Below are 20,512 nucleotides of genomic sequence, written 5' to 3'. Positions count from 1 at the left end.
GGACAAAAGGAGAGAAGAACAGCAAACAGGGGCGATCAAGGAGGCGGCGATGGCCAGATCCGGCAAAACCGGTACCAAGGGCGCGAAGGGTCTGAGCCGGAGCTTTAGCTGGCTCGCGGTGCTCGGGGTGATCCTGGTGATCGCCGGGATCGTCGGCCTCATCTACACCGCGGCGGCCACCCTGACCTCGATGATCCTCTTCGGCTGGCTGCTGCTGATCGGCGGCATCGTCGGCCTGCTGCACGCGGTGCAGGCGCGCGGCACCAACTTCTTCTGGCTCGGCGTCATCGTGGCCGCGCTGAACATCGCCGCCGGGATCGTCGTCATCCGGATGCCGCACGCGGCCGCCGACGCCCTGACCATGTTCGCCGCGCTGCTGTTCCTCGCGGCGGGCCTGTTCCGGCTGGCCGGCAGCCTGATCGTGCGCGGCCCGCAGTTCGGCTGGACCCTGCTGCTCGGCGCCTTCGACCTGCTGCTCGGCATCCTGGTGCTGGTGAGCTGGCCGGGCAGCAGCCAGTACGTCATCGGCTGCTTCTTCTCGCTCTCCCTGCTCTTCGACGGCCTCGGCCTGATCGCCGCCGGATACGGGGGGCGCCGGGTGGTCGGCATGATGGGTGACGGCAGCACCGTCTGAGGCTCCGGAGCCCCGTACAGACCTCACGAACCCGTACAACCTGAATAGTTCTCGAACCGGACGCCGGGGCGACAGATATGGTCACCGGCGCGACCGCACCGTACGGATGTGGTCGGAACCGTTCGATACCCGCTGACTTGTGTTCAGTCCTCCGGTGCGGACCCCGGCGTTACCAACACTCGACGTGTGGTGACAATCGAGCGCGAGGGTGGCGACCGGACGATGGACAACCACGGGCGCGGGGGTGTGCCGCGCCCCGCGGAGGGCGCCGAGCGCCCGCCCGAACCCCTGCCGTACGAAGGAGTGTGGCGGTTCACCGCCCCCGCCGTGGACGCCTCGGTCCCGCAGGCGCGGCACGCCGTACGGGATCTGCTGCTGCGCCAGGGCGTACCGGTCGCGGACGAAGTGGTGGACGGGCTGCTGCTGATCGTCTCCGAGCTGGTCACGAACGCGGTCAAGCACGCCGCGCTGCTCTCCCCGATGCTCGGGGTCGAGGTGGCCGTCGGCGCCGAGTGGGTCCGGGTCTCGGTGGAGGACAACCACCCCTACCGCCCGACCGCGCTGGAGGCCGACCACGGCCAGACCGGCGGCCGGGGCCTGCTGCTGGTGCGCGAGGTGGCGCGCGAGGCGGGCGGCGCGGTCGACGTGGAACACACGGCGAGCGGCGGCAAGGTGATCTGGGCCGCCCTGCCGCTCAAACCCGCGCTGTCCAGATGAGGGTCCCGCGGGCCTACCAGCCCGCGGCCGACCCCGTCAGCTCCTTGATCGCCGGACGCGCCGCGTCCAGCACCGTCATGAACCACGCGGAGAACGGCTCCCGCGCGTGCCGCTCCGCCAGCTCGGCCGCCGTCACGAAGGCGGTCCCGCCGACCTCCTCCGGGTCCGGCGCGAGCGTCTGCTGCACCAGCCCGACGAAGAGGTGGTTGTACTCCTGCTCCACCAGGCCCGACGCCGGGTCCGGGTGGTTGTAGCGCACGGTGCCCGCCTGGGCCAGCAGCGAGGGCGAGACCCCCAGCTCCTCGTGGGTACGCCGGGCCGCCGCCGCGAACGGCGCCTCACCGGGATAGGGGTGACCACAGCAGGTGTTGGACCAGACACCGGGGGAGTGGTACTTGCCGAGCGCCCGCTGCTGGAGCAGCATCCGCCCCCGTTCGTCGAAGAGGAACACCGAGAACGCCCGGTGGAGCTGCCCCGGCGGCTGATGGGCGGCCAGCTTCTCCGCGGTGCCGGTCGTCACGCCGTTCTCGTCCACGAGTTCCAGCAGGATCGGCTCCGCGGTGCCGTTCGGCGAGAGTTGCGTCTCGGTGGCTGGTGTGATCGGCATACCCATCCTTCGCGTCGGTCTTCGCACCCCAAGTCTGCCGTACGAAACCGGCACTCCCGGCACTTCCCGGCACGTCCGCATGTCCTGAACCCGTACGAGTACCTCAGTGACAGAGCCGCGCCTCGTGCTCCGCGTGCCCGCCCGGTTCCAACTGGAAGGTGCAGTGCTCCACGTCGAAGTGGTCGCCCAGACAGCCCTGCAGCTCGTGCAGCATCTTCTCGTGGCCGATGGCGTTCAGCACATCCGTACTCACCACCACATGTGCGGAGAGCACAGGCATGCCCGAGGTGATCGTCCAGGCGTGGAGGTCATGTACGTCCTCCACACCGTCCAGCGCCAGGATGTGTGCCCGCACCTCGGTCATGTCGACGTCCTTCGGCGCCGCCTCCAGCAGCACGTCCAGCGTCTCCCTCAGCAGCCGCAGCGTCCTCGGTACGATCATCAGCCCGATGAGCAGCGAGGCGATCGGGTCGGCGGCCTGCCAGCCGGTGGCCAGGATCACGGCGGCCGAGACGATCACCGCCACCGAGCCCAGCGCGTCCGCGGCGACCTCCAGGAAGGCGCCGCGCACATTGAGGCTCTCCTTCTGCCCGCGCATCAGCAGCAGGAGCGACACAGAGTTGGCCACCAGGCCGATCGCGCCGAACACCACCATCAGCCCGCCGTGCGTCTCGGCCGGCCGCAGGAACCGCTCCACCGCCTCCACCAGCACATAGCCGCCCACCCCGAGCAGCAGCACACAGTTGGCGAGCGCGGCCAGGATCTCGGCGCGGGCGAAGCCGAAGGTGCGGTGGGTGCTCGGCGGTCGGGCCGCGAAGTGGATCGCCAGCAGCGCCATGATCAGGCCCACCGCGTCGGTCGCCATGTGGGCCGCGTCCGCGATCAGCGCCAGGGAGTCCGCGACCAGACCGCCGACGATCTCGACCACCATGATGGTGAGCGTGATGCCCAGCGCCGCGCGCAGCCTGCCCCGGTACGCGGCCGCGGCCGTACCCGTGGGCGGCACATGGCTGTGCGCATGCCCGTGGTCGTGCCCTGCCCCCATGAGAGAACCGCCCTTCAGCGCCGCGCGCCGGCTCGCAAACGAACGCACCGGCTCACAGTGAACTACGGCTCGCGGCCCCCGGGCAACGCGGCACTGAACACCGTTGTCATATGCTCTGACCTGCGGAAACGATCCGCAGGTCAGAGCCGTACAGCAGCCCTCACAGGCCGCGGTGGTGCTGCCAGCCGGCCCACGCAGAGGCGACCATCTCCGGCACCCCGAGCCGGGCCCGCCAGCCCAGTTCGGCCGCCGCACGCTCGGCGGAGGCCACCGCGCGCGGCGCGTCCCCCGGCCGCCGGTCCTCGGTCACCGGTTCCCGCCGGTCCCCGGTGACCTCGCCGATCAGCGTAATCAGCTCGCGCACCGATACCCCCTCGCCCCGCCCGACGTTCAGCGTCAGATCACCGGCCGGCGCGTCCTCGGAGAGCCGCCGGGCCGCCGCGAGGTGGGCCTCGGCGAGGTCGGCGACATGGATGTAGTCGCGGACGCAGGTGCCGTCCGGCGTCGGGTAGTCGGCGCCGAAGATCCGGGGCGCCTCGTCACGGGTCAGCCGGTCGAAGACCATCGGGACGATGTTGAACACCCCGGTGTCGGCCAGCTCCGGCGCGGCCGCGCCCGCCACGTTGAAGTAGCGCAGGCACACCGTGGAGATGCCGTGCGCCTGTCCGGCCGCGCGGACCAGCCACTCACCGGCCAGCTTGGTCTCGCCGTAGGGGTTCACCGGGGCGCACGGGGTGTCCTCGGTGATCAGGTCCACGTCCGGGTTGCCGTACACGGCCGCCGAGGAGGAGAAGACCAGCCGCCGTACGCCCGCGTCCGCGATCGCGTCCAGCAGGGTCGCCAGACCGCCGATGTTCTCCCGGTAGTAGCGGACGGGCTCCGCCACCGACTCCCCGACCTGCTTGCGCGCCGCGAGATGCACCACACCGGTCACCCCGTGCTCGGCGAACACCCGCTTCAGCAGATCGCCGTCCAGCGTCGAGCCCTCGACCAGCGGGATGCCCTCGGGCAGCCGCCCGGGTACCGCCGCCGACAGGTCGTCCAGGACGACCACGTCCTCCCCGGCGCCGTGCGTGGCCCGCGCCACGTGGGCCCCGATGTATCCGGCTCCGCCGGTGATCAACCACGTCATGCCCGCAGACCCTACGCCGCGTCGCGCCGGACGTCCCCGATGCCCGGATTGCGTGCCGCCCGCCGGGACGCGGTTTGTGGGCGGGCCCCCCGATCCCCGATGATGATCGCGGCACAGGCGGGCGCGGCCCCGGTGGACCGGGCCTGAACGCCCGGTGAACGGGCGCACCGGCCCATCCGATAGCCTCTGCCGACATGCCGCCCCGGCGAGCCGCCGGCGAGGGGCGCCCCCATCACGCAGCAGACCGGCGCCGACGCGCCGGACCCAGGGAGTGAATTCGGTTGCCGACCGCCATCGTCACCGGTCAGCCGGTCCCCGGATCGTCCCTCGAAGGCGATCTGCGGTCCCTCGGCTTCGACGTGCGCATGGCCGCCGACACCGCCGAGGCCCGGAACCTGATCGCGGCCGCCCCCGCCGACGGGCGCGTGGCCCTGGTCGACGCCCGCTTCGTCGGCCACCCCCACGCCCTGCGCCTCGGCCTCACCGACCCCCGCTTCCCGCTCGCCGCCGTCCCCGGCGCCGTCACCGCCCAGGGCACCGCCCGGCAGACGCTGAGCAGGGCCCTCGAAGGGCAGGACCAGCCCCAGGACGAGACCGGCGGCGGCACCGCGGTCGCCGTGGACAGCCTGCCCGACCGCCTGGTCACCGCCCTCGACGCCGACGGCACCCCGGTGCACCGCCCCGAGCTGGGCAGCCTGGTCGCCGCCGTCCCCGCCGACCCCCAGGCCCGCAACGAGGCCCGGCAGGCCGTCCTCGCCGTCGACGAGGAGGACGTACGCCTGAAGTCGGCGGTGAAGTCCCGCGACGGTTTCTTCACCACCTTCTGCATCAGCCCGTACTCGCGCTACCTCGCGCGCTGGTGCGCCCGCCGGGGCCTCACCCCGAACCAGGTCACCACCGCCTCCCTGCTCACCGCGCTGATAGCGGCGGGCTGCGCGGCCACCGGCACCCGCCCCGGCTTCATCGCGGCCGGCGTGCTGCTGATCGCCTCCTTCGTGCTGGACTGCACCGACGGCCAGCTCGCCCGCTACTCCCTGCAGTACTCCACCCTCGGCGCCTGGCTGGACGCCACCTTCGACCGCGCCAAGGAGTACGCCTACTACGCGGGACTCGCGCTCGGCGCGGCCCGGGGCGGCGATGACGTCTGGGCCCTCGCACTCGGCGCGATGATCCTCCAGACCTGTCGGCACGTCGTGGACTTCTCCTTCAACGAGGCCAACCACGACGCCACCGCCAACACCAGCCCCACCGCCGCCCTCTCCGACAAGCTGGACAGCGTCGGCTGGACGGTCTGGGTCCGCCGGATGATCGTCCTGCCGATCGGCGAACGCTGGGCCATGATCGCGGTCCTCACCGCGGTCACCACCCCCCGCATCACCTTCTACGTGCTGCTGATCGGCTGCGCGCTCGCCGCGACGTACACCACGGCAGGCCGCGTACTGCGCTCGCTGACCCGCAAGGCCCGCCGCACCGACCGCGCCGCCCGCGCGCTCGCCGACCTCGCGGACACCGGCCCGCTCGCCGGCGCCCTGGCCCGTGTGCTCAAGCGGGGGCTGCCCGGCCTCGCCGTACCGGCCGTCGCCTTCCTCGGCGGCGCCGCGGTGGTCGCCTGCTCGGCGCTGACCGGCTTCGGAAGCCGGCTGCCGGTCGTGGGCGCGCTCGTCTACGTCCTCACCTCGGCGCTCGCCACCGCCCGCCCGCTCAAGGGCTCGCTGGACTGGCTCGTCCCGCCGTTCTTCCGCGCCGCCGAGTACGGCACGGTGCTCGCGCTGGCCGCCCGGGCCGACGTCCACGGCGCCCTTCCGGCGGCGTTCGGGCTGGTCGCGGCGGTCGCCTACCATCACTACGACACGGTGTACCGCATCCGCGGCGACGCCGGAGCGCCGCCGGCCTGGCTGGTGCGCGCCATCGGGGGGCAGGAGGGGCGCACGCTGCTCGTCACCGTGCTTGCCGCGCTGCTGACCGCCTCCCAGTTCACCGTCGCGCTCACGGTCATCGCCGTGTGCGTCGCTCTGCTGGTGCTCGTGGAGAGCATCCGCTTCTGGGTGTCCGCTGGGGCGCCCGCCGTCCACGACGAAGGAGAAACCGCATGATCGGCCTCGTGCTGGCGGCCGGCGCCGGACGGCGTCTGCGCCCCTACACCGACACCCTCCCCAAGGCGCTGGTGCCGGTGGGCCCGGAGGGCGACGAGGAGTCGCTCACCGTCCTCGACCTCACCCTCGGCAACTTCGCCGAGGTCGGCCTGACCGAGGTCGGTGTCATCGTCGGCTACCGCAAGGAAGCCGTGTACGAGCGCCAGGCGGCCCTCGAGGCGAAGTACGGCCTGAAGATCACGCTGATCGACAACGACAAGGCCGAGGAGTGGAACAACGCCTACTCTCTGTGGTGCGGCCGGGATGCGCTGAAGGACGGCGTGATCCTCGCCAACGGCGACACCGTGCACCCGGTCTCGGTCGAGAAGACCCTGCTGGCCGCCCGCGGTGACGGCAAGAAGATCATCCTCGCGCTGGACACGGTGAAGTCCCTGGCGGACGAGGAGATGAAGGTCGTCGTGGACCCCGACAAGGGCGTCCAGAGGATCACCAAGCTGATGGACCCGGCGGAGGCGACGGGTGAGTACATCGGCGTGACCCTCATCGAGGGCGACGCGGCCGCCGACCTCGCGGACGCGCTCAAGGCGACCTTCGAGCGCGATCCGCAGCTCTACTACGAGGACGGTTACCAGGAGCTGGTCAACCGCGGCTTCAAGATCGACGTCGAGCCGATCGGCGACGTCTCCTGGGTCGAGATCGACAACCACGACGACCTCGCCAAGGGACGGGAGATCGCGTGCCAGTACTGACGAGGCTCATCCCCTCGCCGGTCGTCGTCGACATCCGCCCGGGTGCCCTCGCCGACCTGGCCACCGTGCTCGCCGACGAGCGCATCTCGCACTCCGGCCGCCTCGCCGTCGCCGTCAGCGGCGGCTCGGGCGCCCGGCTGCGGGAGCGGGTCGCGCCCCAACTGCCGGGCGCGACGTGGTACGAGGTCGGCGGCGGCACACTGGACGACGCCGTACGCCTCGCGGACGACATCCGCGCCGGGCACTTCGACGCGCTGGTCGGCCTCGGCGGCGGCAAGATCATCGACTGCGCCAAGTACGCCGCGGCGCGGGTCGGCCTGCCCCTGGTCGCCGTGCCGACGAACCTCGCGCACGACGGCCTGTGCTCGCCGGTCGCCACCCTGGACAACGACGCGGGCCGGGGCTCCTACGGGGTGCCCAACCCGATCGCCGTCCTGATCGACCTGGACGTCATCCGGGCCGCCCCGACGCGGTTCGTGCGCTCCGGCATCGGCGACGCGGTGTCCAACGTGTCCGCCATCGCGGACTGGGAGCTGGCCAACCGGGTCAACGGCGAGAAGATCGACGGTCTCGCCGCCGCCATGGCCCGCCAGGCCGGCGAGGCGGTGCTCCGGCACCCCGGAGGGATCGAGGACAACGACTTCCTCCAGGTCCTCGCCGAGGCGCTGGTGCTGTCCGGCATCGCCATGTCGGTCTCCGGCGACTCGCGGCCGTCCTCGGGCGCCTGCCACGAGATCAACCATGCCTTCGACCTGCTCTTCCCGCAGCGCGCGGCGAGCCACGGCGAGCAGTGCGGCCTCGGCGCCGCCTTCGCCATGTACCTGCGCGGGGCGCACGAGGAGTCGGCGCACATGGCCGGCGTACTGCGCCGCCACGGACTGCCGGTACGGGCCGAGGACATCGGCTTCACCGTGGACGAATTCGTCCGCGTCGTGGAGTTCGCCCCGGAGACCCGGCCCGGCCGCTACACGATCCTCGAACACCTCGACCTCAAGACTGACCAGATCAAGGACACCTACGCCGACTATGTCAAGGCCATCGGTAGCTGAACTCCGCCCGGTCGTCCACCCCGCGGGGGTGAAGGACCGGCGCAGCGGTGAGCACTGGGCGGGACGCCTCTACATGCGCGAGGTGTCCCTGCGCATCGACCGCTACCTGGTGAACACCAGGATCACGCCCAACCAGCTCACGTACCTGATGACCGTCTGCGGTGTGCTCGCGGCCCCGGCCCTGCTGGTGCCGGGGATCACGGGCGCCGTGCTCGGCATCGTCGCCACCCAGCTCTATCTGCTGCTGGACTGCGTCGACGGCGAGATCGCCCGCTGGCGCAAGCAGTACTCGCTGGGCGGGGTCTACCTCGACCGGGTCGGCGCCTATCTGACCGACGCGGCCGTGCTGGTCGGCCTCGGGCTGCGCGCCGCCGACCTGTTCGGCAGCGGCCGTATCGACTGGCTGTGGGCGTTCCTCGGCACGCTGGCGGCGCTCGGCGCGATCCTCATCAAGGCGGAGACCGACCTGGTCGGGGTCGCCCGGCACCAGACCGGGCTGCCGCCGGTGAAGGAGTCGGCCGCCGAGCCGCGTTCCTCCGGGATGGCGCTGGCCCGGCGTGCCGCCGCGGCGCTCAAGTTCCACCGGCTGATCCTCGGTATCGAGGCGTCGCTGCTGATCCTGGTGCTGGCCATCGTGGACCAGGTGCGCGGCGACCTGTTCTTCACCCGGCTCGGCACCGCCGTGCTGGCGGGCATCGCGCTGCTCCAGACCCTGCTGCACCTGGTGTCCATTCTCGCGTCGAGCAGGCTGAGGTGAACGGCATGAAGGTCGGCGCGGTCATCATCACCATGGGCAACCGCCCCGAGGAGCTGCGGGCGCTCATCGACTCCGTCGCCAAGCAGGACGGCGACAAGGTCTCCGTGGTCGTCGTCGGCAACGGCTCGCCCGTGCCCGACGTGCCCGAGGGCGTGCGCACCGTCGAGCTGCCGGAGAACCTCGGCATCCCCGGCGGCCGCAACGTCGGCATCGAGGCGTTCGGCCCCGGTGGCAGCGACGTCGACATCCTGCTGTTCCTGGACGACGACGGTCTGCTCGCCCGCCAGGACACCGCCGAGCTGTGCCGGGCCGCCTTCGCCGCTGACCCGGAGCTGGGCATCATCAGCTTCCGCATCGCGGACCCGGAGACCGGCGAGACCCAACGCCGGCACGTGCCCCGGCTGCGCGCCTCGGACCCGATGCGCTCCTCCCGCGTGACCACCTTCCTCGGCGGCGCCAACGCCGTCCGGACCAAGGTGCTCGGCGAGGTCGGCGGGCTGCCGGACGAATTCTTCTACGCCCACGAGGAGACCGACCTCGCCTGGCGTGCGCTGGACGCCGGCTGGATGATCGACTACCGGTCGGACATGGTGCTGTACCACCCGACGACCGCCCCCTCGCGGCACGCGGTGTACCACCGCATGGTGGCCCGGAACCGGGTCTGGCTGGCCCGGCGCAACCTTCCTCTGCCGCTCGTCCCGGTCTACCTTGGCGTCTGGCTGCTGCTCACGCTGGCCCGCCGTCCCTCCGGACCGGCGCTGAAGGCGTGGTTCGGCGGCTTCAAGGAGGGCTGGGCCACCCCCTGCGGCCCCCGCCGCCCGATGCGCTGGCGTACGGTGTGGCGGCTGACCCGGCTGGGCCGTCCCCCGGTGATCTGAGAAGCTCGGGTGGGGCGGGCAAGAGGCCCCGCGCAGGTGAACCGGACGATGTACTCGAAGACGAAAGTTTCCCCCTGTGAGTGAGAGAACCCATGACGGCGGTGTCGCGGTGACCGCGGCCCCGTCGCCCGACGAGAGCCTGCCGGCGGCAGACCTCGCCGCCAAGTACGGGCTCGCGGTGAGCGGTGCCCGCCCCTCGCTCGTCGAGTACGTCCGGCAGCTCTGGAGCCGCCGCCACTTCATCCTCGCCTTCTCCCAGGCGAAGCTGACGGCCCAGTACAGCCAGGCCAAGCTGGGCCAGCTGTGGCAGGTGGCCACCCCGCTGCTGAACGCGGCCGTGTACTACGCGATCTTCGGCCTGATCCTCAAGGCCAGCCGGGGCATGTCGCACGACGTCTACGTGCCCTTCCTGGTCACCGGCGTGTTCGTGTTCACCTTCACGCAGAGCTCGCTGATGTCCGGCGTCCGCGCGATCTCCGGCAACCTCGGCCTGGTGCGCGCCCTGCACTTCCCGCGCGCCGCGCTGCCGATCTCGTTCTCCCTGCAGCAGCTCCAGCAGCTGCTGTTCTCGATGATCGTCGTGTTCGTGGTGGCGATCGGGTTCGGCAACTATCCGCGGCTGTCCTGGCTGCTGATCCTCCCGGCGCTGGTGCTGCAGTTCCTGTTCAACACCGGGCTCGCGATGATCGTGGCCCGCATGGGCGCCAAGACGCCGGACCTCGCCCAGCTGATGCCGTTCGTGCTGCGGACCTGGATGTACGCGTCCGGCGTGATGTTCTCCATCAACCACATGCTGGAGGGCAGGCCCGAGTGGATCGTCCGGGTGCTCCAGGCGAACCCCGCGGCCGTCTACATGGACCTGATGCGCTACGCCCTGATCGACGGCTACGGCGCCTCGAACCTGCCCCCGCACGTGTGGGCCCTGGCCCTCGGCTGGGCCGTGGTCGTCTTCTGCGGCGGCTTCGTGTACTTCTGGAAGGCTGAGGAGCGGTACGGCCGTGGCTGAGCAGAACACCGGCGATCGCCGGCCCACCGTCATCGCGGACGAGCTGCACATCGTCTACCGGGTCAACGGGGCCAAGACCGGCAAGGGCAGCGCCACCGCCGCCCTGAGCCGCATCATCAAGCGGGGCGAGCCGCGCGGGGTGCGCAAGGTGCACGCCGTGCGCGGGGTGTCCTTCACCGCCTACCGGGGCGAGGCCATCGGCCTCATCGGCTCCAACGGCTCCGGCAAGTCCACCCTGCTGCGGGCCATCGCCGGCCTGCTCCCGGCGGAGAAGGGCAAGGTCTACACCGACGGCCAGCCCTCGCTGCTTGGCGTCAACGCGGCGCTGATGAGCGACCTGACCGGCGAGCGGAACGTCATCCTGGGCGGTCTCGCCATGGGCATGTCCCGTGAGCAGATCAAGGAGCGCTACCAGCGGATCGTCGACTTCTCGGGCATCAACGACAAGGGCGACTTCATCACGCTGCCGATGCGCACGTACTCCTCCGGCATGGCGGCCCGGCTGCGGTTCTCCATCGCCGCCGCCAAGGACCACGACGTGCTCATGATCGACGAGGCGCTGGCCACCGGCGACCGCGCCTTCCAGAAGCGCTCCGAGGAACGCATCCGGGAACTGCGCAAGGAGGCCGGCACGGTCTTCCTGGTGAGCCACAACAACAAGTCCATCCGCGACACCTGCGACCGCGTCCTGTGGCTGGAACGCGGCGAACTCCGCATGGACGGGCCCACCGAAGAGGTCCTCAAGGAGTACGAGAAGTTCACGGGCAAGTAGCCCGCTTTTGCGTCAGGGCCCTGCCGGACATTCCCCGGCGGGGCCCGGCGTCTGCAAAGGATGCGTCAACTCCGGTGGTGCGTAGGAATCTTGGCGTCCATCGGTGTGTTGTTGTGATGCGCCGGACACCCCGGGGGACCCTGTCGCGTTGTACAACGTAAGCTGTACCGGTGCCGGAAACCGGCAATCGGGGCGATAATGCGCGACACCCTCCGCCGGGACGCCCCCCGGAGGGTCGGCGGCGTGTCCGAAATAGTGTGTATCGGGTCGGCAGTGTAGAACGGGAGATGTGACGGCAATGGCTACGGAAACTCCCCAGCTCAACGCGAGCCGCGCCGTCCTTGCACCGGGCAGCGCGCAGTGACGGGAACCGACACGGCGACGGCACTGGAACGCGCCACGCTGGACAAGGCCGCGCGCGAGAACTTCCCCGTGGCCCCGTTCTTCCTGCCCCGCGCCTGGCGCACCGACCTCATGGCCGTCTACGGCTTCGCCCGCCTGGTCGACGACATCGGCGACGGCGACCTGGCCCCCGGCGGCGCCGACGCCCGCGTCCTCGGCGTCCCCCCGGAGCGGGCCGACGACCGGCTCGCCGTGCTCGACGCCTTCGAGGCCGACCTCGGCCGGGTCTTCGACGGCACCCCGCGTCACCCCCTGCTGCGCCGCCTCCAGCCCACCGTGCGCCGCCGCGGCCTCACCCCCGAGCCCTTCCTCGGCCTGATCGCCGCCAACCGCCAGGACCAGCTCGTCACCCGCTACGAGACCTACGACGACCTGCGCGCCTACTGCGAACTCTCCGCCAACCCGGTCGGCCGCCTGGTGCTCGCCGTCACCGGCACCGCGACCCCCGAGCGCGTCCGGCGCTCCGACGCGGTGTGCACCGGGCTGCAGATCGTCGAGCACCTCCAGGACGTCGCCGAGGACCTCGGCCGCGACCGCATCTACCTGCCCGCCCAGGACATGAAGCGTTTCCATGTCCAGGAGAGCGACCTCGCCGCCCCGAGCGCCGGCGCGTCCGTACGCGCCCTGGTCGCGTTCGAAGCCCGACGCGCACACGATCTGCTGAATGAAGGCGCCCCTCTCGTGGGTAGCGTCCACGGCAGACTGAAGCTGCTGCTCGCGGGATTCGTGGCGGGAGGAAAGGCGGCGGTCCGCGCGATCGCCGCCGCCGATTTCGACGTACTTCCCGGCCCGCCCAAGCCCGGCAAGCTCCAGTTGCTGCGTGAGGCGGGCACGACCCTGCGAGGAGAGGGGTGATCCGGGCAGTGGAGGCTTCGCAAGCCGTGTCCGCACCGGTACTCGCCGCCTATCGCTACTGCGAGACGGTCACCGGCCAGCAGGCCCGCAACTTCGCCTACGGCATCCGGCTGCTGCCGACGGCCGAGCGCCGCGCGATGTCGGCGCTCTACGCCTTCTCACGGCGCGTCGACGACATCGGCGACGGCGAGCTGCCCGGCGCGGTGAAGGTGGAGCGCCTTGAGGACACCCGGGCGCTGCTCGGCCGGGTCCAGGCGGGCGCGGTCGAGGAAGACGACACCGACCCGGTGGCCGTCGCCCTCGCCCACGCCGCCGGGGTCTTCCCCATCCCGCTCGGCGGCCTGGACGAGCTGATCGACGGCGTCCAGATGGACGTGCGCGGCGCGACCTACGAGACCTGGGACGACCTCAAGGTCTACTGCCGCTGCGTGGCCGGTGCCATCGGACGCCTCTCGCTCGGCATCTTCGGCACCGAGCCCGGCGCACGCGGCGTCGAGCGCGCCCCCGAGTACGCCGACACGCTGGGGCTCGCCCTCCAGCTCACCAACATCCTGCGCGACGTCCGCGAGGACGCCGAGGGCGGCCGCACCTACCTGCCCGCCGACGACCTGGCCAAGTTCGGCTGCTCGGCCGGGTTCGCCGGACCCACCCCGCCCGAGGGCTCCGACTTCGCGGGCCTGGTGCACTTCGAGGTCCGCCGCGCCCGCGCCCTGTTCGCCGAGGGCTACCGGCTGCTGCCCATGCTGGACCGCCGCAGCGGCGCCTGCGTCGCCGCCATGGCCGGGATCTACCGCCGGCTGCTGGACCGTATCGAGCGCGACCCGGAGGCCGTGCTGCGCGGCCGCGTCTCGCTGCCCGGCCGCGAGAAGGCGTACGTCGCCGTGCGCGGTCTGTCCGGCTTCGACACCCGGCACGTCTCACGGCACACGCTCAGGGGGCGCGCCTGATGGCGGCCGAGGCCCAGGAGGCGGCTCCGGCGGCCCGGCCGCCGCGGGCAACCCTCGCCCGCGGCGTGGCGTCCCTGACTGCGACGGCCGGACGTGCACGGTTCCACCAGCACGCGCGGCACGCACGGAAGGACGCGGCATGAGCGAGGCCCCACGCCCGGCACGGGCGCACACCGGCGCCACCGGCCGGGACGCCGTCGTGGTCGGCGGCGGACTCGCCGGGGTCACCGCGGCCCTCGCGCTCGCCGACGCGGGCGTGCGCGTCACCCTGCTCGAAGGCAGGCCCCGGCTCGGCGGGCTCGCCTTCTCCTTCCAGCGCGGCGACCTGACCGTGGACAACGGCCAGCACGTCTACCTGCGCTGCTGCACCGCCTACCGCTGGTTCCTCGACCGGATCGAGGGCACCGCGCTGGCCCCCCTCCAGAACCGGCTCGACGTACCCGTGGTCGACGTCGACAAGCCCGAGGGGCGGCGGCTCGGCCGGCTGCGGCGCGACCCGCTGCCCGTACCGCTGCACCTGGGGCGGAGCCTGGCCGCGTACCCGCACCTCTCGCTCGCCGAGCGTGCCTCCGTGGGACGGGCCGCCCTCGCGCTCAAGGGGCTCGACCCCACCGACCCGGCGCTGGACGGCCAGGACTTCGGCACCTGGCTGGCCCGGCACGGCCAGTCGCCGCGTGCCATCGAGGCGCTGTGGGACCTGGTCGGGGTCGCCACTCTCAACGCGGTCGCGGGGGACGCCTCGCTCGGACTCGCCGCGATGGTGTTCAAGACCGGTCTGCTGTCCGAGCCCGGCGCGGCCGACATCGGCTGGGCGCACGTCCCGCTGGGCGACCTGCACGACCGGCTGGCCCGCAAGGCGCTCGACTCCGCGGGCGTCCGTACCGAGCTGCGCACCCGTGTCACCTCCCTCTCCCGATACGCGGACGGACGCTGGAGCGTTCAGACCCCCGGCGAGACGATCGACACCGACGCCGTCGTCCTCGCCGTACCCCAGCGCGAGACCCACGACCTGCTCCCCGCCGGCGCGCTCGACGACCCCGGCCGGCTGCTGCGCATCGGCACCGCGCCGATCCTCAACGTGCATGTGGTGTACGACCGTCCGGTGCTCGCCCGGCCCTTCCTCGCCGCGCTCGGCACGCCCGTGCAGTGGGTGTTCGACCGCACCGCCGCCTCCGGGCTGCGCGAGGGCCAGTACCTGGCGCTGTCCCAGTCGGCCGCGCAGGACGACATCGACGCCCCCGTCGCCGACCTGCGCGAGCGCTACCTGCCCGAGCTGGAACGGCTGATCCCCGGCGCCCGCACGGCGCGGGTACGGGACTTCTTCGTCACCCGCGAGCGCACCGCGACGTTCGCCCCCACCCCCGGCGTCGGGCGGCTGCGCCCCGGCGCCCGCACCAAGGCTCCCGGCCTCTACCTGGCCGGCGCGTGGACCGCCACCGGCTGGCCCGCGACCATGGAGAGCGCGGTCCGCAGCGGCGTGAGCGCGGCCGACGCCGCGCTGGGCGCCCTGGGCCGGCCCCGCCCCCGTCACCTCTTCCAGTTCGAGGAGGCGGCCTGATGCTCGATCAGCACAGCCCGGAGGGGCCCCGCACCCCCGGTACCGCAACAAGAGGAGAGACTGTGCCCACTGTGCCGCCCCCGGCCTCGACAGCCGCCGACGCCGTGGACGTGACCGCACTGCTGGAGCGCGGCCGGACCCTGGCCACCCCGGTGCTGCGCGCCGCCGTCGACCGGCTGGCGCCCCCGATGGACACCGTCGCCGCCTACCACTTCGGCTGGATCGACGCCGCCGGGAACCCGGCCGCCGGTGACGGCGGCAAGGCCGTGCGCCCCGCCCTCGCCGTGCTCTCCGCCGAGGTCACCGGCGCCGCCCCCGAGGTGGGCGTGCCCGGCGCGGTCGCCGTCGAGCTGGTGCACAACTTCTCGCTGCTGCACGACGACCTGATGGACGGCGACGAGCAGCGCCGCCACCGCGACACCGTCTGGAAGGTGCACGGCCCCGCCCAGGCCATCCTGGTCGGCGACGCCCTGTTCGCCCTCGGCAACGAGGTCCTGCTGGAGCTGGGCACCGTCGAGGCCGGCCGCGCCACCCGCCGGCTGACCGCCGCCACCCGCGCCCTGATCGACGGCCAGGCCCAGGACATCTCCTACGAGCACCGCGACCGCGTCAGCGTCGAGGAATGCCTGGAGATGGAGGGCAACAAGACCGGCGCCCTGCTGGCCTGCGCCTCCTCCATCGGCGCCGTCCTCGGCGGCGCCGACGACCGCACCGCCGACGCGCTGGAGCGCTACGGCTACCACCTCGGCCTGGCCTTCCAGGCCGTCGACGACCTCCTCGGCATCTGGGGCGACCCGGAGTCCACCGGCAAGCAGACCTGGAGCGACCTGCGCCAGCGCAAGAAGTCCCTGCCCGTGGTGGCGGCCCTGGCCGCCGGGGGCCCCGCCTCCGAGCGGCTCGGCGAGATCCTCGCCGCCGACGCCAAGAGCAGCGACTTCGCCGCTTTCTCCGAGGAGGAGTTCGCGGCCCGCGCCGCCCTCATCGAGGAGGCGGGCGGCCGCGAGTGGACGGCGGACGAGGCGCGGCGCCAGCACACCGTCGCCATCGAGGCCCTGCACGCCGTCGACATGCCCGACCGGGTGCGGGACGCCTTCACGGCGCTCGCCGACTTCGTCGTCGTCAGGAAGAGATGATCACTATCGGCCGAATAACCCTCGCGTAGTCGCCGGCCGGTGCGACGCGATCAGCGGCACACCGGCCGACGGCGGACCCACAGCAGCACGACTCGAACGACTGCACAAAGGGGAAGCCATGACAGCGACGACCGACGGAAGCACCGGGGCCACCATCCCGCCCCGCGCTGCCGCGGCCAGCGACACCGACAGCACCGACAGCACCGACCCCCTGGCGGCCGGGGTACCCGAGGCCGCCGAGCGCGCCGCAGCGCGCGCCACCGAGTTCCTGCTGGCCCGGCAGGACTCCGAAGGCTGGTGGAAGGGCGACCTGGAGACCAACGTCACCATGGACGCCGAGGACCTCCTGCTGCGCCAGTTCCTCGGTATCCGCGACGAGGCGACCACCCGCGCCGCCGCCCTGTTCATCCGGGGTGAGCAGCGCGAGGACGGCGCCTGGGCCACCTTCTACGGCGGCCCCGGCGACCTGTCCGCCACCGTCGAGGCGTACGTCGCCCTGCGGCTGGCCGGGGACGCGCCGGACGCCCCGCACATGGCGCGCGCCTCGGCCTGGGTGCGCGAGCGGGGTGGCATCGCCTCCGCCCGCGTCTTCACCCGGATCTGGCTCGCCCTGTTCGGCTGGTGGAAGTGGGAGGACCTGCCCGAACTCCCTCCGGAACTCATCTGGTTCCCCACCTGGCTGCCGCTCAACATCTATGACTTCGGCTGCTGGGCCCGGCAGACCATCGTGCCGCTGACCATCGTCTCGGCCAAGCGCCCGGTCCGCCCCGCGCCCTTCCCGCTCGACGAGCTGCACACCGACCCGGCCAACCCCAACCCGCCCAAGCCCTTTGCCCCGCTGGCCAGTTGGGACGGCGCCTTCGAGCGGCTCGACCAGGTGGTGCACCGGCTGCGGGGAGCCGTACCGCGCCGGGTGCGCCGGGCCGCGATGAACGCCGCCGCCCGCTGGATCGTCGAGCGCCAGGAGAACGACGGCTGCTGGGGCGGCATCCAGCCCCCGGCCGTGTACTCGGTCATCGCGCTGCACCTGATGGGCTACGACCTCCAGCACCCGGTGATGCGGGCCGGGTTGGAGTCGCTGGACCGGTTCGCCGTCTGGCGCGAGGACGGCTCCCGGATGATCGAGGCGTGCCAGTCCCCGGTGTGGGACACCTGCCTCGCCGTCATCGCGCTGGCCGACGCCGGAGTCCCCGCCGATCACCCGCAGTTGCTCAAGGCGGCCGACTGGATGCTGGCCGAGGAGATCCGCCGCCCCGGCGACTGGTCCGTCAAGCGCCCTGAACTCCCGCCGGGCGGCTGGGCGTTCGAGTTCCACAACGACAACTACCCCGACATCGACGACACCGCCGAGGTCGCCCTCGCCCTGCGCCGGGTCAGTCACCCCCAGCCCGACCGGGTGGACGGGGCGATCGCGCGGGCGGTGCGCTGGAACTTCGGGATGCAGTCGAAGAACGGCGCCTGGGGCGCCTTCGACGTCGACAACACCAGCCCGTTCCCCAACCGGCTGCCGTTCTGCGATTTCGGCGAGGTCATCGACCCGCCGTCCGCCGATGTCACCGCGCACGTAGTGGAGATGATGGCGGCCGAGGGGCTCGCCCACGATCCGCGCACCCGGCGCGGCATCACCTGGCTCCTCGCCGAACAGGAGGCGGACGGCTCCTGGTTCGGCCGCTGGGGCGTCAACTACGTATACGGCACAGGCTCGGTGGTGCCCGCGCTGACCGCGGCCGGACTGCCCGTGTCCCACCCGGCGATCCGCCGCGCGGTGCACTGGCTCCAGCAGGCGCAGAACGACGACGGCGGCTGGGGCGAGGACCTGCGCTCGTACAAGTACGCCCGGGAGTGGAGCGGCCGCGGTGCCTCTACCGCATCCCAGACCGCCTGGGCGCTGATGGCGCTGCTCGCGGCGGGGGAGCGGGACTCCGACGCCGTCGAGCGTGGAGTGAGCTGGCTGGCCGAGACCCAGCGGGCCGACGGCTCCTGGGACGAGCCGTACTTCACCGGCACCGGCTTCCCCTGGGACTTCTCCATCAACTACCACCTGTACCGGCAGGTGTTCCCGCTCACCGCGCTCGGCCGGTACCTGCACGGCGACCCCTTCGACAAGGCACCCCTGGCCGCCCGCAGGGGCGTCCGCGCCACGGCCGGAGGGAGCTGAATGAGATCCCGGCCCGCCCCGGCACCGCTGCTGATCGTCTGCGCGCTCGGCATCGAGCGGTTGGCCCTGCGCACCGGCGACCGGGGCGCGGCCGGGGGGCGGTTCACCGTCCTGCGTACCGGCATGGGCCCCAGGGCGGCGGAGCGGTCCGTCGCCGAAAGGCTCGCCGGTCCGGGGACGGCCGACACCGCCGTGCTGGCCACAGGCTTCTGCGCCGGCCTGGCACCGGGCATGCACCCCGGCGACCTGGTGGTCGCCGGGGAGACCCGTGACCCGCGGGGGACCGTCCCCTGCGTGGGCACCGACCTGCTGGTGAAGGAGCTGCGGCGCGCCCTCCCCGGCCGCACCGTCCACACCGGCCCCCTGACCGGCTCCGACCACGTGGTCCGGGGCCCGGAGCGTTCCGCTCTGCTGGCGACCGGCGCGATCGCGGTCGACATGGAATCGGCGGCCACCCTGCGCACCGCCGTCGGCACGGGCGACCGCCCGGTTGCGGCCGTACGGGTGGTCGTGGACGCTCCTGAACATGAACTTGTCCGGATCGGAACGGTACGCGGTGGAATATCGGCCTTCCGCGTTCTCCGTTCCGTCCTTCCCGCGTTCTTCGAATGGCACCGTTCCTTGCCGCTCCCCCGGAGGTGAGCCAGATGGCCATGCCGTTGCGTCAGTCCATCAAGGTCGCTACATACCTGGCCGAACAGAAGCTCCGCAAGCGGGACAAGTTCCCGCTGATCGTCGAGCTGGAACCGCTGTTCGCCTGCAATCTCAAGTGCGAGGGCTGCGGGAAGATCCAGCACCCGGCCGGCGTGCTCAAGCAGCGGATGCCGGTCGCCCAGGCGGTGGGCGCGGTGCTGGAGTCCGGTGCGCCGATGGTGTCCATCGCGGGCGGTGAGCCGCTGATGCACCCGCAGATCGACGAGATCGTGCGCCAGCTCGTCGCCAGGCGCAAGTACGTCTTCCTGTGCACCAACGCCATGCTGCTGCGCAAGAAGATGGACAAGTTCACCCCCTCCCCGTACTTCGCGTTCGCGGTGCACATCGACGGGCTGCGTGAGCGGCACGACGAGTCCGTGGCCAAGGAGGGTGTGTTCGACGAGGCGGTGGCGGCGATCAAGGAGGCCAAGCAGCGCGGCTTCCGGGTCACCACCAACTCGACCTTCTTCAACACCGACACCCCGCAGACCATCGTCGAGGTGCTGAACTTCCTCAACGACGACCTGGAGGTGGACGAGATGATGATCTCGCCCGCCTACGCCTACGAGAAGGCGCCCGACCAGGAGCACTTCCTCGGCGTCGAGCAGACCCGCGAGCTGTTCAAGAAGGCGTTCTCCGGCGGCAACCGCAGGCGGTGGCGGCTCAACCACTCCCCGCTGTTCCTGGACTTCCTCGAGGGCAAGGTCGACTTCCCCTGCACCGCCTGGGCCATCCCGAACTACTCCCTCTTCGGCTGGCAGCGCCCCTGCTACCTGATGAGCGACGGGTACGTGCCGACCTACCGCGAGCTGGTCGAGGACACCGACTGGGACAAGTACGGCCGGGGCAAGGACCCGCGCTGCGCCAACTGCATGGCGCACTGCGGCTACGAGCCGACCGCCGTCCTCGCCACCATGGGCTCCCTGAAGGAGTCGCTGCGGGCCATGCGCGAGACCGTCTCCGGAAACCGGGAGTGAGGCCATGAGCGCCGTCTCCCTGGGCGTCCCCGAGCTACCGGCCCGCCCTGTCGCCACCCGCCGGGTGTCGCGGCAGATCCAGGTGGGATCGGTGGCGGTCGGGGGCGGGGCGCCCGTGTCGGTGCAGTCGATGACGACGACGCGTACGTCGGACATCGGGTCGACGCTCCAGCAGATCGCGGAGCTGACGGCGTCGGGCTGCCAGATCGTGCGGGTGGCCTGCCCGACGCAGGACGACGCGGATGCGCTGGCGACGATCGCGCGGAAGTCGCAGCTTCCGGTGATCGCGGACATTCACTTCCAGCCGAAGTACGTGTTCGCCGCGATCGAGGCGGGCTGTGCGGCGGTGC

Annotated in this window: 21 protein-coding genes; 18 read left to right on the top strand and 3 right to left on the bottom strand. The window is 72.0% G+C overall.

The features are described 5' to 3' along the window. The first annotated feature begins 49 nt into the window (after positions 1-49). Together E5083_RS14075 and E5083_RS14070 are read left to right on the top strand one after the other, a co-directional pair. Entirely contained in the window at positions 50-634 is a 585-nt protein-coding gene (locus E5083_RS14075; protein ID WP_135786023.1) for an HdeD family acid-resistance protein, read from the top strand. A gap of 222 nt (positions 635-856) precedes the next feature. Then, entirely contained in the window at positions 857-1,351 is a 495-nt protein-coding gene (locus E5083_RS14070) for an ATP-binding protein (RefSeq protein WP_135786514.1), read from the top strand. Positions 1,352-1,364: 13 nt separating this feature from the next. Here the strand turns inward: E5083_RS14070 and idi are convergent, their stop codons facing one another. The 3 genes from idi to galE form a co-directional block, all read right to left on the bottom strand. Then, entirely contained in the window at positions 1,365-1,958 is a 594-nt protein-coding gene (gene idi, locus E5083_RS14065; protein ID WP_135786022.1) for an isopentenyl-diphosphate Delta-isomerase, read from the bottom strand. 103 nt (positions 1,959-2,061) lie between these two features. Further along, positions 2,062-3,003: a cation diffusion facilitator family transporter gene (locus tag E5083_RS14060; protein WP_135786021.1), complete on the bottom strand. Its 942-nt coding sequence runs from the start codon at positions 3,001-3,003 to the stop codon at positions 2,062-2,064. A gap of 160 nt (positions 3,004-3,163) precedes the next feature. Then, positions 3,164-4,135: a UDP-glucose 4-epimerase GalE gene (galE, locus tag E5083_RS14055; protein ID WP_135786020.1), complete on the bottom strand. Its 972-nt coding sequence runs from the start codon at positions 4,133-4,135 to the stop codon at positions 3,164-3,166. A gap of 281 nt (positions 4,136-4,416) precedes the next feature. Here galE and E5083_RS14050 point away from each other — a divergent pair, with 281 nt between their 5' ends. The 16 genes from E5083_RS14050 to E5083_RS13980 all read left to right on the top strand — a co-directional run. Then, positions 4,417-6,228, top strand: a complete 1,812-nt coding sequence (locus E5083_RS14050; RefSeq protein WP_135786019.1) for a DUF5941 domain-containing protein — start codon at positions 4,417-4,419, stop codon at positions 6,226-6,228. Further along, entirely contained in the window at positions 6,225-6,977 is a 753-nt protein-coding gene (locus tag E5083_RS14045; protein ID WP_135786018.1) for a phosphocholine cytidylyltransferase family protein, read from the top strand. The genes E5083_RS14050 and E5083_RS14045 overlap by 4 nt, the downstream gene beginning before the upstream one ends. Continuing rightward, on the top strand, positions 6,965-8,026 hold the full coding sequence (locus tag E5083_RS14040) for an iron-containing alcohol dehydrogenase family protein (protein WP_135786017.1): 1,062 nt from the start codon (positions 6,965-6,967) through the stop codon (positions 8,024-8,026). Before E5083_RS14045 ends, E5083_RS14040 begins: the two co-directional genes overlap by 13 nt. Then, on the top strand, positions 8,004-8,783 hold the full coding sequence (locus tag E5083_RS14035; RefSeq protein WP_135786016.1) for a CDP-alcohol phosphatidyltransferase family protein: 780 nt from the start codon (positions 8,004-8,006) through the stop codon (positions 8,781-8,783). The genes E5083_RS14040 and E5083_RS14035 overlap by 23 nt, the downstream gene beginning before the upstream one ends. Positions 8,784-8,788: 5 nt before the next feature. After that, on the top strand, positions 8,789-9,661 hold the full coding sequence (locus E5083_RS14030) for a glycosyltransferase family 2 protein (RefSeq protein ID WP_135786015.1): 873 nt from the start codon (positions 8,789-8,791) through the stop codon (positions 9,659-9,661). A 76-nt stretch (positions 9,662-9,737) separates the two neighbouring features. Continuing rightward, positions 9,738-10,667, top strand: a complete 930-nt coding sequence (locus E5083_RS14025) for an ABC transporter permease (protein WP_135786014.1) — start codon at positions 9,738-9,740, stop codon at positions 10,665-10,667. Next, complete coding sequence (locus tag E5083_RS14020; RefSeq protein WP_135786013.1) at positions 10,660-11,439, top strand: ABC transporter ATP-binding protein; 780 nt, start codon at positions 10,660-10,662, stop codon at positions 11,437-11,439. The genes E5083_RS14025 and E5083_RS14020 overlap by 8 nt, the downstream gene beginning before the upstream one ends. A 360-nt stretch (positions 11,440-11,799) precedes the next feature. Continuing rightward, entirely contained in the window at positions 11,800-12,696 is an 897-nt protein-coding gene (hpnC, locus tag E5083_RS14015) for a squalene synthase HpnC (RefSeq protein ID WP_135786012.1), read from the top strand. Beyond that, positions 12,693-13,643 (top strand): presqualene diphosphate synthase HpnD, encoded by a 951-nt coding sequence (gene hpnD / locus E5083_RS14010; RefSeq protein ID WP_167513541.1) that lies wholly within the window; start codon positions 12,693-12,695, stop codon positions 13,641-13,643. The genes hpnC and hpnD overlap by 4 nt, the downstream gene beginning before the upstream one ends. Beyond that, positions 13,643-13,786, top strand: a complete 144-nt coding sequence (locus E5083_RS32250; RefSeq protein ID WP_425276724.1) for a DUF6380 family protein — start codon at positions 13,643-13,645, stop codon at positions 13,784-13,786. Before hpnD ends, E5083_RS32250 begins: the two co-directional genes overlap by 1 nt. Beyond that, positions 13,783-15,201, top strand: coding sequence for a hydroxysqualene dehydroxylase HpnE (gene hpnE, locus E5083_RS14005; protein WP_135786010.1), 1,419 nt, complete (start codon positions 13,783-13,785; stop codon positions 15,199-15,201). The genes E5083_RS32250 and hpnE overlap by 4 nt, the downstream gene beginning before the upstream one ends. Beyond that, a complete protein-coding gene (locus E5083_RS14000) occupies positions 15,201-16,334 on the top strand; it encodes a polyprenyl synthetase family protein (RefSeq protein WP_135786009.1) in 1,134 nt (377 codons plus the stop codon). Before hpnE ends, E5083_RS14000 begins: the two co-directional genes overlap by 1 nt. Positions 16,335-16,452: 118 nt before the next feature. Continuing rightward, positions 16,453-18,492, top strand: a complete 2,040-nt coding sequence (gene shc / locus E5083_RS13995; RefSeq protein WP_135786008.1) for a squalene--hopene cyclase — start codon at positions 16,453-16,455, stop codon at positions 18,490-18,492. After that, positions 18,493-19,134, top strand: coding sequence for a phosphorylase family protein (locus E5083_RS13990; RefSeq protein ID WP_135786007.1), 642 nt, complete (start codon positions 18,493-18,495; stop codon positions 19,132-19,134). A gap of 5 nt (positions 19,135-19,139) precedes the next feature. Further along, a complete protein-coding gene (hpnH, locus tag E5083_RS13985) occupies positions 19,140-20,162 on the top strand; it encodes an adenosyl-hopene transferase HpnH (protein WP_130329116.1) in 1,023 nt (340 codons plus the stop codon). 4 nt (positions 20,163-20,166) lie between these two features. Beyond that, positions 20,167-20,512: flavodoxin-dependent (E)-4-hydroxy-3-methylbut-2-enyl-diphosphate synthase (locus E5083_RS13980; protein WP_167513540.1), on the top strand; the 346-nt coding region annotated here is incomplete at its 3' end.

The organism is Streptomyces bauhiniae (assembly GCF_004784475.1).
Taxonomy (GTDB): Bacteria; Actinomycetota; Actinomycetes; order Streptomycetales; family Streptomycetaceae; genus Streptomyces; species Streptomyces seoulensis.
This window is presented reverse-complemented; position numbering and strand designations above follow the sequence as displayed.

Coding starts and splice junctions, on each gene's coding strand:
- E5083_RS14075 (WP_135786023.1), top strand. CDS start 50: ATGGCCAGATCCGGCAAAACCGGTACCAAGGGCGCGAAGGGTCTGAGC.
- E5083_RS14070 (WP_135786514.1), top strand. CDS start 857: ATGGACAACCACGGGCGCGGGGGTGTGCCGCGCCCCGCGGAGGGCGCC.
- idi (WP_135786022.1), bottom strand. CDS start 1,958: ATGCCGATCACACCAGCCACCGAGACGCAACTCTCGCCGAACGGCACC.
- E5083_RS14060 (WP_135786021.1), bottom strand. CDS start 3,003: ATGGGGGCAGGGCACGACCACGGGCATGCGCACAGCCATGTGCCGCCC.
- galE (WP_135786020.1), bottom strand. CDS start 4,135: ATGACGTGGTTGATCACCGGCGGAGCCGGATACATCGGGGCCCACGTG.
- E5083_RS14045 (WP_135786018.1), top strand. CDS start 6,225: ATGATCGGCCTCGTGCTGGCGGCCGGCGCCGGACGGCGTCTGCGCCCC.
- E5083_RS14035 (WP_135786016.1), top strand. CDS start 8,004: ATGTCAAGGCCATCGGTAGCTGAACTCCGCCCGGTCGTCCACCCCGCG.
- E5083_RS14030 (WP_135786015.1), top strand. CDS start 8,789: ATGAAGGTCGGCGCGGTCATCATCACCATGGGCAACCGCCCCGAGGAG.
- E5083_RS32250 (WP_425276724.1), top strand. CDS start 13,643: ATGGCGGCCGAGGCCCAGGAGGCGGCTCCGGCGGCCCGGCCGCCGCGG.
- hpnE (WP_135786010.1), top strand. CDS start 13,783: ATGAGCGAGGCCCCACGCCCGGCACGGGCGCACACCGGCGCCACCGGC.
- E5083_RS14000 (WP_135786009.1), top strand. CDS start 15,201: ATGCTCGATCAGCACAGCCCGGAGGGGCCCCGCACCCCCGGTACCGCA.
- shc (WP_135786008.1), top strand. CDS start 16,453: ATGACAGCGACGACCGACGGAAGCACCGGGGCCACCATCCCGCCCCGC.
- E5083_RS13990 (WP_135786007.1), top strand. CDS start 18,493: ATGAGATCCCGGCCCGCCCCGGCACCGCTGCTGATCGTCTGCGCGCTC.
- hpnH (WP_130329116.1), top strand. CDS start 19,140: ATGGCCATGCCGTTGCGTCAGTCCATCAAGGTCGCTACATACCTGGCC.